The following is a 12252-nucleotide window of genomic DNA, read 5'->3' as shown; positions in this document are numbered from 1 at the left end:
CCTCGAGCGTCTCGCCCTTGACCGCGAATACCGGAATGCCCGCCGCCGCGATCGCCGCTGCCGCATGGTCCTGCGTGGAGAAGATGTTGCACGAGGCCCAGCGGATCTCTGCGCCCAGCACCGCCAGCGTCTCGATCAGCACCGCGGTCTGAATGGTCATGTGCAGCGCGCCCGTGATCCGCGCGCCCTTCAAGGGCTTCGACGCACCAAACTCGGCACGAAGCGCCATCAGACCCGGCATCTCCGTCTCCGCAATCTCAATCTCCTTCCGGCCAAACGCCGAAAGGGAAAGGTCCGCTACAATATAGTCTTCTTTGGCCAAAGTAGCCATGGAATGTCTCCTCTAGGTTAGCCCCTCCCCTGAAGGGAAGGGGCTGATGTCGGTCAGTTACTTCAGAGCCGCCTTGAGGTCATCGACGAGGTCGGTGCGCTCCCAGGAGAAGAAGTCGCCTTCGGGCGTGCGGCCGAAGTGGCCGTAGGCGGCGGTCTTCTTATAGATCGGCTTGTTGAGGCCGAGATGGGTGCGGATGCCGCGCGGCGTGAGGTCGCCCAGCTTCTCGATGCTCGCGATCGCGGCTTCGATCTTATCGTCGCCCACCGTGCCGGTGCCGTGCGTGTCGACATAGAGCGAGAGCGGCTTGGAGACGCCGATCGCGTAGGCCAGCTGGATCGTGCAGCGCTTGGCGAGGCCGGCCGCGACGATGTTCTTGGCGAGGTAGCGCGAGATATAGGCAGCCGAACGGTCGACCTTGGTCGGGTCCTTGCCCGAGAACGCGCCGCCGCCGTGCGGAGCCGCGCCGCCATAGGTGTCGACGATGATCTTGCGGCCGGTGAGGCCGGCGTCGCCGTCCGGGCCACCGATCTCGAAGCTGCCGGTCGGGTTGATGTGATAGACCGTCTCGGCCGAGAGCAGCGCGGCCGGGATCACGTCGGCGATCACCTTCTTCACATAAGCGTGCAGCTCGGCTTCCTTGGCGCCCGTGTCATAGCCCGGTGCATGCTGAGTCGAGACCACGATCGCGGTGGCGGCAACGGGAACGCCATTGTCGAAGCGCAGGGTCACCTGGCTCTTCGTGTCCGGCTCCAGGAACGGCGCGGCGCCCGAGTGACGGTCGGCGGCCATGCGCTCCAGGATCTTGTGGCTGTAATAGAGGGTCGCGGGCATGAGGTCCGGCGTCTCGTCGCAGGCAAAGCCGAACATGATGCCCTGGTCGCCGGCGCCTTCGTCCTTGTTGCCGGCCGCGTCCACACCCTGCGCGATGTGCGCCGACTGCGCGTGCAGGTTGTTCTCGAAGCGCAGCGTCTCCCAGTGGAAGCCGTCCTGCTCGTACCCGATCTCCTTGACCGTGCCCCGCACGACCTTCTCGATCTCGTCGCGCGCGCCCGGCACCCAGTCGCCATTCTCATACACGCCCTTGCAGCGGATCTCGCCGGCCAGCACGACGAGCTGCGTGGTCGTCAGCGTCTCGCAGCCGATGCGCGCCTCGGGGTCCTTGCTCAGAAACAGATCGACAATCGCGTCGCTGATCTGGTCCGACACCTTGTCGGGATGACCCTCGGACACCGACTCCGAGGTAAAGAGATAGCTCGAACGCGTCATTATGCTTTGTCCTCTCTAGTGACTGCAAAAATTGAAAAATTCTGGATCGCGGCTCAGCGGGTCCGCTCGATGATGTAGCTCTCGTCGTTGAACCACAGCTCACCGTTCTTCCGCAGAACGTTGCGGGTCGCTTCGAGATAGTTGCTGTTGCTCATGGCTTCGGCGAGACGCTCGTCGTCGATCTGCGCCACGTAAGTCGCGGCATTCCAGGCGGCGAGCAGGGTGGACGTGCCGATCGAGGCGCTCTCGCTGTCGATCTCGTCGGGCAGCGTGTGCATCTCGTACCGGAAGATCGCTTCGCGATTTGGCAAGGGGTCGAAGCGGAACTTCGAGGCGTCGGCGCCCATGGCGTCCTTGGTCGCATCCAGCAGTTCGCGGCGCGAGACGGTGAACGGGTCTTCGCCCGGCCAGATCTTCTGGACGATCTCGATGCCCGGATCATTGCCGGCCGAGTGGATGCCGAGCAGGCGGCCACCGACGCCGAGCGCCTTGGCAAGCGGGGCGAGGACGCGGCCCGCCTTGAACTTGGTCGGCGCGCGCAGGCGGAAGGGCTGGCTGGCGAGGATCAGGTCGTAGTCTGCCTTCGGTTCGCTCTTCCGCGGAATGACGCGATCGAGCATGAACTTGCAATCCTCGCGGTAGAGGATGACCGTGGTCGGCGTCTCGGGGATCATGCTGCCCGTCTTCTCGCTGACCTTGGTCTTCCAGTTCTGCGCGAGAAAAGGCTGCAATTCCAGGATCTGCTGCTCGAACTCGGCCGTCGTCGTGCCCGTCAGCGCGACTTCTTTCCAAACCATGTTCTTGGCGGCTTCCGGATTGGACGGCTGCAGCCAGGGCGCGTCGGCATAGGAGATGTTCGTGAAAGCGAACACCATCTCGGGATGCTCGAGGAAACGGTCCGGCATCTTATCCAGCGTGAGGCGCACGTCCTCGAGGCTGATTTCCTTGCCGGCGATGAAGAAGGGGAAGCGCTCGAACTGGCGATGCATGGAGCGGAGGACACGGGCGAGGACGGTGCCGTCGCCCATGCCGGCATCGAAGAAGCGCACGGCCGGCGGCTTCGGCGTGAGATGCGACAGCTCCTTCTGCACGCGATCGGAGACGATCCACTTTTCCGAGCAGGTATTCACGAACATCAGATATTTCTGACGATTATCGTAGAAACGGAAGTTCTTTTCCGGATCCTCTGATGCCGCTGCGCTAGGGGCTGGTGCGACTTTCTTCGCGACCACGTCTTCGATCGAAGCCATGCTTCCTGACACTCCTCACCTGGATGGCTCGCCGTTGTCTGGCAGCCTCAACTCACCCTGCAATCAATCCCGCCATTGACGTTACCGGTAAACCACATTCGGTCCCACGAGGGCGGAGTGGGCATCTGCCCATCGAGATAAATCACGATGATCCAGTATGTTACGAGATTCATTGTGGGACGGTTGTGCCGCTTGGTGACATTTGCGCGACAGTCGGGACTCGGGACGCCTTGCGAGCGTCAGGACACGCACGGGCAGAGTGGGCGGCGTTTCCGTGCCCACGTCATTGTGCATTGACGCAGATTATATGAATATATATTCATATTCATATTAGAAGGCGGGACGGTTCTGGACAAGGGCGCCGACCGCCAGGTGCAAGACAGGAGAGGGAACATGAAGGGGGATGCGGAAAAGGGGCTGTCACGCGCATTGCGGGCCGTTCTCGCGATCGGCGCAAGCGCCGTCGCGCTGATGATCGGCACAGGTTCGGCGGGGGCGCAGGAAGACGCCGCACCACAGGAGGCGGTCGAGTCGGAAGAGGCGATCGTCATTACCGGTTCGCGCCTGCGCCTCGCGACGGGCATGGAAACGCCGGTGCCCGTGACGGCGGTAGCCGCGAGCGAGATCAAGTCGATGGCGCCCACGACCCTCGCGGAGGGTCTGAGCCAACTGCCGCAATTCTATGGAAATGGCACGCAGACCGGAGCCAATTTCTTCAGCAGCGGTAGCGCCGGCAGCCTCAATCTGCGTGGTCTGGGCGCCAATCGGACGCTGGTATTGCTGAACGGGCGGCGGATGATCTCGGCGACGGCCTTTGGCGGCGTCGACATCACCAATTTCCCCGAGGCGCTGATCCGCAACATCGAGACCGTGACCGGCGGCGCCTCGGCGGCCTACGGCACGGATGCGGTAGCGGGCGTCACCAACTTCATTCTCGACACCAATTTCACGGGCCTCAAAGTCTCCGCCCAATATGGGCAAACGACGCGCGATGACGGCACCAATTATCAGGTGAGCGCGACCTGGGGCGTCAAGCTGGGCGACCGCGGGCACCTGATCGTCTCGGCGGAGCGCTTCGAGCAGCAGGGCATTCACGACTATAAGGGCCGCGACTGGTACCAGTCCTGGAGCACCATTCCCGACGCGAACAACGTGCTGCAGATCTATCCCAATGTTGTCTCCCGCAACGCGACATTCGACGGGTTGATCGCGGCATCGAAGACCTCGCCACTCTACGGCATCATGTTCAATCGCGACGGCTCCATCTCGAAATTCCAGGACAGCGGGATTTTCTCCGGCGATGTCGGTGCCGGCGCGGGAGCGCGGCAATCGATCGCCAATGGGGGAAGCGGCGTCGATCTTGGCGGCGCGGAGGTGAACACGCTGCAGCCGGACTTCGACCGCAGCAGCCTCTTCGCCTATGCGGACTATGAACTGGCGGACAATCTGACCGTGTTCGCGCAGTTCATCCGCGGGCGAAAGACGACCAGCGGTTTCAACACGCCGCGCGGCGCGATCACCGGCGCGCCGACCGGGCTTACGATCTTCCGCGACAATGCCTATCTGCCGCAGTCGCTGGTCGACCTGATGACGGCGAACAATATCCAGTCCTTCTCCTTCCGCCGCATGGGCAGCATTCTGGACCTCGCCGGCAACTACAAGATCTACGACGAGACGGTGCTGAACTCGGGCACGGCCGGCTATGAGTGGACCATCGCCAATGACGGCGGCTTCCTCGATGGCTGGCAGTTCGACGGCTATTATCAATATGGCGAGAGCAAGCGCGAAGCCTATCAGATCGGCCTGCGCGTGGACCGCATCTATGCGGCGATCGACGCGGTGCGCGATGCCAATGGCAATATCGTCTGCCGCACGAGCCTGTTCAGCAATGCCTATGCCGGGTGCCAGCCGCTCAATCTGTTCGGCGCCGGCAACGCCTCGAAGGCGGCGGTCGATTGGGTCATCGGCTATGATCCTGGTCAGACGATCAACACACGGCTCTTCTTCGCCAATGGCGGCTTCACCGGCGAGACCGACAGCTATGTGACGCAGGAAGCCAAGCTGAACATCATGCGGATGAAGCAGCATATTTTTGAGATGTCGGCCAGCGGCACACTGCATCAGGGCTGGGGTGCGGGGCCGATCACGCTCGCGTTCGGCGGCGCCTATCGCAAGGAGACGATCCATCAGATCGTGCGCGATCCGGGCAATCCGACCAGCGATCACACGCTCGGCCCGAACCGCACGGCGTTTCCGGTGCCGTGCGCCGGATCGGCCGCGGCGACGGCGGCGGGCCTGCGCGGCCTGCCGGTTGCGGGCGACTGCGCGAATACGGTCGCGACGCAATTTTCCAAGGTGTCGAACATCGACGGCAGCATCAGCGTCAAGGAGGCCTTCGGCGAAGTGCTGGTGCCGATCCTGGCCAACACGCCCTTCTTCGAGGATCTCTCGGTGAACGCGGCGGCGCGCTGGGCGGAATATAGCGGCAGCGGACCGGTCTGGGCCTATAAGGGCGGCGTCAACTGGACCATCGGTGGAGGCCTGCGCTTGCGCGGCACCTATTCGCGCGACGTGCGCGCCGCCAATCTCTCCGAGCGATTCGATATCACCGGCGGCACGGCGACGGTCAACGATCCGCAATTCTCGACCGGCACGAACGATCCGGGGCCGCTCGTCACGGTCACGCGCTTCTCGGGCGGCAATCCGAGCGTGCGGCCGGAGCTGGCGGACACGATCACGGCCGGCGCAGTCTTCCAGCCCAAGTTCATCGACGGGCTGTCTGTCTCGCTCGACTGGTACAAGATCAAGATCAAGGACGCGATCGGCCAGGTCGGCAATCAGGCGGTGGTCAACAACTGCCATGCGGGTCAGCAGCAATTCTGCTCCTTGGTAACCCGAGATCCGAACACCAGGGCGCTGGTTCTGGTCGGTGACATCTTCGTCAACATCAATCAGTCGAAGGTGGAAGGCGTCGATCTGGAAGCGAGCTTCCGCCGGCCGGTCCGGCTGCTGGGCGGAGACGAGTCCATCGCCATGCGCGGCTTCGCGAGCTGGCTGCTGGTGCGTTCCGAGACTGGCGCGCCAACGGCCGCCTTCCCCAATGGCGAGACCAAGGATCGTGCGGGACAGACCGGCATCCAGCAGTCGGACGGCATCGCTTATGCCCTCCCGGAGTTCAAATATACCGGCAACATGACTTATCGGAACGGCGGCTTCTCGGCTTTCCTGCAGGGGCGTTACATTTCGCCGGGCACTCAGGAAAATGCGCCGCCGACGACGGTGAAGATTGGCCATAACCGGGTTGCCGGCGTGTTCTATGTCGATACGCGCCTCGGCTATCAGCTCGAGCTGGGCGGCAAGGATGTCGAGATATTCGGCAACGTCACCAATCTGCTCGATCGCGATCCGCCGATCACGCCCTATTGGGGCACGCTCGGCAACAATGCGATGCAGACCAACCCGATGATGTTCGATACGATCGGCCGCCGCTTCGTGATCGGCGTGAAGGTCACGCTCTGATCGGATTGCACCTCTCCCCGACCGACTGAGAGGGCGGGTGCCGCGAGCGTGCCCGCCCTCATTTTTGACCTGCATCCTCCTTTCATGACGGTGATGAACCGTCCCAAACTGGGTTTCACATCCTGCAAGGGCGTCAGCCTGCCCTTTGACATGGTGTAAAAGTTTGTAACCATGCGCCCCAAAACATGACGACCGATCGTTTCCTATCTAGATCGGCAAGGAGAGAGGGTGGGGAGCAAGGATGCGCATCGCTATCGTTGACGACGATGAAGGGTCCATCGAGTTCGTGTCGCAGGTGCTCAGGCAGAACGGGCATATCTGCGTCACCTTTCATCGCAGCCGTGACGTGCCGCTGGCCTTGCAGCGCGATACCTATGATCTTCTGATCCTCGACTGGAACATGCCCGACCTCTCGGGCATGGACATCGTTGCCTGGGCGCGGGCCAATCTGCCCAAAAGCCCGCCGGTCATCATGCTCACCAGTCGATCGGATAAGGACGATGTGGCGGCCGCGCTCAATGCCGGCGCGGACGACTTCATCGTGAAGCCGGAATCCGCGGTGGTGATCGCGGCGCGGGTGGAGGCGCTGCTGCGCCGGACCAGCGCGCAGCCGATCGACAACCGCATTGAGACCTATGGCCCCTATGTCTTTGACCGGCTCGACGAAAGCGTTACTCTGAACGGCGAGCCCATCGTGGTCACGTCGAAGGAGTTCGCGCTTGCCCGGCTGTTCTTCGCCAATCAGCACAAGCCGCTGTCGCGGCGCTATCTGATGGAGACGGTGTGGAAATCGGTCGCGGAGCTTTCGACACGCACCCTCGACATGCATGTCTCGCGCATCCGCTCGAAGCTCAATCTGCGCTCGGACAATGGCTATCGCCTGCAGACGGTGTTCGGTTACGGCTATCGGCTCGAAAGCTTTTGATGCGGTTTGAGCGTCCCTCGCGGTTGATCGCGATGGCTGCGCTTGCGTGGATGACCCTGGCCGCGACGGACGCGCAGGCCCAGCCCGGACGCTCAAAGGCTCCGCAGGGCGAGACGATCCGCTACACCATGGCCAGGGGCGACACGCTATACGGCCTTGCCAACCGCTTCCTGCTGCGGCGCGGCGACTATCGCGCCGTTCAGCGGCTCAACCGTATCGCCAATCCACGCCGTATCCCGGTCGGCAAGGTGCTGACAGTGCCGGTGTCGCTGCTGCGGACCGAAACGCTCGACGCGCGGCTGATCGCGGCACGCGGCAATGTTCAGATCACCAGCGGCGGGCGCGATTTGCCCGTAGCTATCGGCATGCAGGTCGCGATCGGCTCGACGCTGGCGACAGGCGATACCGGCTTCCTCACGATCGAGCTGCCCAACGGATCGCGCACGACCCTGCCCACGCGCAGCCGGGTCACCATCCGCCAGCTTCGTCGTTTCCTGCTCGGTGACACGATCGATTATGATCTGGAGGTCGGCAGCGGCAAGGTCGAGACCGAAGCGATGCCGGTCGGCGGCAGGGGGCAATTCAGGATCCGCACGCAGCGCGCCGTCTCGGCGGTGCGCGGCACGCGCTTCCGTGTCGGTTTCGCCGATGAGCAGACCAGCGCCGAGGTGTTGGAAGGTGTCGTCGCGGTCGGTGCCGGCAATGTGCCCGGCGAGACCGTGGAACAGGGCTTTGGCGCCCGCATCGCCCGCGACGGCGCGATCACCGAGGAAGCGCTGTTGCCGCCGGTCGAGCTGATCGAGCCGGGCAAGGTGCAGATCGACCCGATGGTCGAGCTCCAGCTTGCCGCCAGCCCGGCCGCCTCAGCCTATCATGTCCAGATCGGCAAGGATGCCGGCTTCGTCGATGTGGTGGCCGAGCAGGTCGTCCAGCAGCCAGCCGCGCGCTTCGCCGATCTGCCCAATGGCAACTGGTTCGTCCGCGCGACGGCTATTTCGCAGTCGGGCCTTGAAGGTCTCTATCAGACGTACGCGATGAAGCGGCGGCTGACCGGGCTGGCCGCCACGGCAGTCGGGACACTGGCGTCGATGCGCTTTCGCTGGAGCGGGGCGGGCGAGGGCCAGCGCGTCTACCGCTTCCAGATGACCGGCGAGGACCAGACCGATCTGCCGGTCATCGATGAAGGCGGCCTCGGGCCGGAAGGGCTGGAGCTGCGCAATCTTGAATATGGCACTTACTATTGGCGCGTCGGCGTGCGTCAGTTTCTGGACGGCGAGATGACCGAGAAGTGGCTTCCGTTCGAGAAGCTGATCGTCGCGCCGGAGGAAAAGCCCGCATCCCGCCGGGGGAAATAGGCGTTGCTCTATCGCCGTCTTGCGCTGGAGTGGTTGCTCGTCCTGCTCGCTGCGAGCCTGCTGGTTGGCTTCGCGGCCGTTGGGGCGTGGACGCAGGCCGCCGACAACCGGCTCTACGACCTGGCCCAGCGCTGGGCCGCGCGCCCCGCGGACGAGCGCATTCTCATCGTCGAGATCGATGACGCCAGCCTGAGCGAGATCGGGCGCTGGCCTTGGCCGCGGGCACGCCATGCCGCACTGTTGCGACGGCTCGCCGAGGCAAGGCCGCTCGCCATCGGCTACGATGTGTTGTTCCTTGAGCCGTCTCCCGACGATACCGCGCTCGCCATGGCCATGCGGCAGGCAGGCAATGTCTATCTACCGGCACTCGTGCAGCGGGAAATTGCCGGCGCCGAGACGGTCTCGCTGCCCGCGCCGGGCCTGGCCGCTGTTGCGCAGGTGGGTGTGGCTGAAGTGATCCTGGATGCGCATGACGGCGTCCGGCAGGCCGATACGCAGATCATGGTCGGCGGGCGCGAGATTCCGCAGATGGTGACGATGCTGGCGCGCCGCGCGCAACCGGGTCTGGTGCTGCCCAAGCAGCAGCCGTTCCTCTTGCCGCTGCTTCCCGCAGACGCCTTTCGCCGCGTCCCCTTCGCCCAGGTACTGAAAGGCGAAGTGCCGCCTGCCATCTTCCGCGACAAGATCGTGCTGGTCGGCTCGACTGCGGGCGGGATGGGCGACATCTATACGGTCCCGAGTTCCGCCGGCGGGCTTCTTTCCGGCGTGCAGATCCAGGCTAATTTGCTGAATGCACTGCTCGGCGGCCGCACGATCGTGCAGGTGCCGCAGCTGTTGCTGGTGGCTCTGTCGCTCCTGCCGGTCTGGCTGATGATGGTCGCGTTCCTGCGCTTCCGGCCAGCCGTCAATCTGCGCCTGTCCCTGATCGTGCCTGTGGCCCTCATAGCGGTCAGCATGGCGCTGATACCGCTTGCCGGCATCTGGGTTCCGCCCGGTGCCGCCCTCCTCGGCATCCTGCTCGTGCATATTCTCTGGGGTTGGCGGCGGCTTGCGGCGACGAGCCAGTTCATCGGCCGCCAAGCCGCGATGCTGGAGGCCGATCCCGGCATTGCACCGCAGACCTTGCAACGCGGCCCGATGACCGACCGCATCGCGCATGAGGCGAGGCAGCTGCAGGGCATTATCGCCCAGCTTCGCACGCTGCGGCTGTTCACGGCCGATGTGATCGAACGGTTGCCCGATGCCACCCTGGTCACCGACGAGAGCGAGACGATCATGCTCGCCAATCAGGCGGCGGACCAGTTGTTCGGCGGGGATGCGCAGGGGCACCCTCTCGATGTGTTTCTCGCTCGGATTTGCACCGGCGCGACGCTCGACGGCAATCGCATCAGTTGCCCCGGCGGCCTCACGCTCATCATGACCGATGCGCCGCTTTCGGGCGGCGGCCGCATCGTGCGCTTCGCGGACATGACGGACCTTCAGCGCGCGACCGACGAGCGCGAGGAAGTCCTGCAGTTCCTCACGCACGATCTGCGCTCTCCGCATGCATCGATCCTGACCTTGCTGGAAACGCAGAGGACAGCGTCGGGCGGCTCGATCGTCCCTTCATCGGTGATCGACCGCATCCGTTCGCATGCACGCCACGGCCTGCGCCTCGCGGATGACTTCGTTCAGCTTGCGCGCGCCCGCCGCCGGCCGATCGCGCCGGAAGCGGTGGACCTTTGCGATATCGCGCGGGAAGCGGCGGATATGGTCTGGCCGCGTGCTGTCGAACGGTCGGTTCGCATCGAGGATGGCTGCGGCGACGGCGAGATCTGGGTGATGGGCGATCATGCCATGCTGCTCCGCGCGAGCGTCAATCTCCTCGACAATGCGGTCAAGTTCGCGCCGGAAGGGGCGCTGGTCGATATGACCGTCAGGATCGAGGGCGAACGCGCGCGACTGAGCGTTTCGGGGCCGGGGCCGGAAATGCCGCCGGGCCGCGCCGAACGTCCCTTCGCGCTTTATGCCGAAGGTCGGGATGTCGGTGGCCGTGCCAGCATCGGCCTTGGCCTTGCCTTCGTGCAGGCGACGGCGATGCGTCATGGGGGCGAGGCGGCCTATCGCTACGAGCCGGGTTATGGCGCGACCTTTTCCATGACGCTGCCGCTGGCCGAAGAGGACTGAGCGCGCCTTATTCGACCGCGCGTCGCCGGCTCGTGGCGGTCGAGGAACCCATCGCAAGCGCAGCGACGGCCCTGTCGGCGAGACTGCGAATGCTGCCGTCAATCGTGCCCTTGCAATGACGCTCCTCGGCCCAGGCCCGGGTGATGGGGACCGTGTCGCCCACGCCATAATAAGTGAGGACGAGGCGATAGGTCCGATCGCGGCATGATTGCAGGAAAGCCTTGCCCTTTGGAGGTGACAGCACCGCTCCATCGATGACGGAGACACCCGTGATCGCCGGCCGATCGGTCAGGCCCACTTCGATCCGCATAGCTGCATCGGGGCCGATCATGTGGCCCCGCTTCTCGAGCGCGTCGGCCACGCTGGCCTGTGCCTGACGTGCCAGTTGTCCGTCCACCTGATGCGTGCCGATGAAGGAAATCGTCGCATTCGCGGGCATGGCGGGACCGGTCGCGCCGGAATTCAGGCGGACATGGCTCGTGCAGCCGCCCAGCAGCGCGGCGAGGCCTAGCGAGACGGCGAAGGCATTGCATGTCGTCACTGCGCTCTTCTCACATGCCGGCAAATGGACGTCGCGCTTCTTTCCATGCCGGATCGATCACGTCCAGACCGTGCGCGCACGGGTTTCGCTGCTAGGAACTGTGCGAACAGTGTCGGCCGAGGCCTGACAACGCATCCTTGAGCGGCGCACGAAGCCAGGTCAGCAGGTCGGTTTCGGCAAGCAGGAGCGGCCCGGCAGCGACCTCTGACTCGGCGCTGCGACCGCCATCGCCGGTAATGAGCGCGAACCGGGGGGATTCGCTGCGATCGGCCAGCCAGATGCCGGCTGCACAGACCATCTGGCCGGATGCCGGCGTGATCCAACGATGGGACCAGACGTCACCGTCACGCACCGGGATGGAATAACGCACGAGCGGCACGACGCAGCGCCGCTTCGCCAACTTGCGGGCAGTGCGGCCGCCTTTGGCGAGGTCTGACAAGGCGAGCGTAGGACGCAGCGGCGACCGGTCATCGGCGGGATCAGCCTTCTCGGCCTGGCTCCAGTGCATCCAGTCGAAAGCCAGCGTGCCATTCGCACCTTCATGCAGGATCAGGCCGAGATTGCCGGGGCGCATGAGGCGATCCTGCGGCGCATCCGAAGGCATCGTCGTGTCCGGCACGACCTGGTCCAGGCTGGCTTGCTCATAGCCGAGTACCGACCCGATGCGCCGCATGTCCCGAAATAGCGATGGCAGCGTTCCTCCCTCGGCATCGCTCCGGCTGTTGAGGGGAAGTGCCAATTGGGTAGGGCGAGGCGGGAAGGCGGAGGCCCCTGTTACGGTTGGCGAGGTCTCTTCTCGAACGAGGAAGCGTTTGACAAGCCGGTCCGCCAGCGATGCGGGTTGTCGCGGAGACTCGATAGTTTCAGGATCCTGGCGAAGCAAAGCCATCAAGCCT

General features: G+C 64.3%; 9 protein-coding genes. 4 read left to right on the top strand and 5 right to left on the bottom strand.

Features of this window, described 5'->3' with window-relative positions; genetic code table 11:
- From KM135_RS05865 to KM135_RS05855, 3 genes are all read right to left on the bottom strand, one after another.
- Positions 1 to 331: adenosylhomocysteinase (locus KM135_RS05865; protein ID WP_221713022.1), on the bottom strand; the 331-nt coding region annotated here is incomplete at its 3' end.
- Positions 332 to 388: 57 nt separating this feature from the next.
- Entirely contained in the window at positions 389 to 1600 is a 1212-nt protein-coding gene (gene metK, locus KM135_RS05860; protein WP_221713021.1) for a methionine adenosyltransferase, read from the bottom strand.
- A gap of 53 nt (positions 1601 to 1653) precedes the next feature.
- Positions 1654 to 2850: a hypothetical protein gene (locus tag KM135_RS05855; protein ID WP_221713020.1), complete on the bottom strand. Its 1197-nt coding sequence runs from the start codon at positions 2848 to 2850 to the stop codon at positions 1654 to 1656.
- Between the two features lie 393 nt (positions 2851 to 3243).
- On the opposite strand from KM135_RS05855, the gene KM135_RS05850 reads away from it, so the two are divergent.
- From KM135_RS05850 to KM135_RS05835, 4 genes are all read left to right on the top strand, one after another.
- Positions 3244 to 6369 (top strand): TonB-dependent receptor domain-containing protein, encoded by a 3126-nt coding sequence (locus tag KM135_RS05850; RefSeq protein ID WP_221713019.1) that lies wholly within the window; start codon positions 3244 to 3246, stop codon positions 6367 to 6369.
- Between the two features lie 241 nt (positions 6370 to 6610).
- Positions 6611 to 7294, top strand: coding sequence for a response regulator transcription factor (locus KM135_RS05845; RefSeq protein ID WP_221713018.1), 684 nt, complete (start codon positions 6611 to 6613; stop codon positions 7292 to 7294).
- Between the two features lie 32 nt (positions 7295 to 7326).
- Positions 7327 to 8649, top strand: a complete 1323-nt coding sequence (locus KM135_RS05840) for a FecR family protein (RefSeq protein ID WP_221713017.1) — start codon at positions 7327 to 7329, stop codon at positions 8647 to 8649.
- A 3-nt stretch (positions 8650 to 8652) separates the two neighbouring features.
- Positions 8653 to 10815: a CHASE2 domain-containing protein gene (locus KM135_RS05835; protein WP_221713016.1), complete on the top strand. Its 2163-nt coding sequence runs from the start codon at positions 8653 to 8655 to the stop codon at positions 10813 to 10815.
- Between the two features lie 7 nt (positions 10816 to 10822).
- Here KM135_RS05835 and KM135_RS05830 read toward each other — a convergent pair whose 3' ends face one another.
- Positions 10823 to 11356: a hypothetical protein gene (locus KM135_RS05830; RefSeq protein WP_221713015.1), complete on the bottom strand. Its 534-nt coding sequence runs from the start codon at positions 11354 to 11356 to the stop codon at positions 10823 to 10825.
- A 91-nt stretch (positions 11357 to 11447) separates the two neighbouring features.
- Complete coding sequence (locus KM135_RS05825) at positions 11448 to 12029, bottom strand: SOS response-associated peptidase family protein (protein WP_221713014.1); 582 nt, start codon at positions 12027 to 12029, stop codon at positions 11448 to 11450.
- Between the last annotated feature and the right edge of the window lie 223 nt (positions 12030 to 12252).

This window comes from Sphingobium xanthum, assembly GCF_019737615.1.
Lineage (GTDB): Bacteria > Pseudomonadota > Alphaproteobacteria > Sphingomonadales > Sphingomonadaceae > Sphingobium > Sphingobium xanthum.
The sequence above is the reverse complement of the archived record's forward strand: the minus strand, read 5'-3'. Positions and strand labels throughout refer to the sequence as shown.

Bases quoted from the DNA above. Each gene is read 5' to 3' on its own strand.
- KM135_RS05840 (WP_221713017.1), top strand. From the start codon at position 7,327: ATGGCTGCGCTTGCGTGGATGACCCTGGCCGCGACGGACGCGCAGGCC.
- KM135_RS05850 (WP_221713019.1), top strand. From the start codon at position 3,244: ATGAAGGGGGATGCGGAAAAGGGGCTGTCACGCGCATTGCGGGCCGTT.
- metK (WP_221713021.1), bottom strand. From the start codon at position 1,600: ATGACGCGTTCGAGCTATCTCTTTACCTCGGAGTCGGTGTCCGAGGGT.
- KM135_RS05845 (WP_221713018.1), top strand. From the start codon at position 6,611: ATGCGCATCGCTATCGTTGACGACGATGAAGGGTCCATCGAGTTCGTG.
- KM135_RS05825 (WP_221713014.1), bottom strand. From the start codon at position 12,029: ATGCGGCGCATCGGGTCGGTACTCGGCTATGAGCAAGCCAGCCTGGAC.
- KM135_RS05855 (WP_221713020.1), bottom strand. From the start codon at position 2,850: ATGGCTTCGATCGAAGACGTGGTCGCGAAGAAAGTCGCACCAGCCCCT.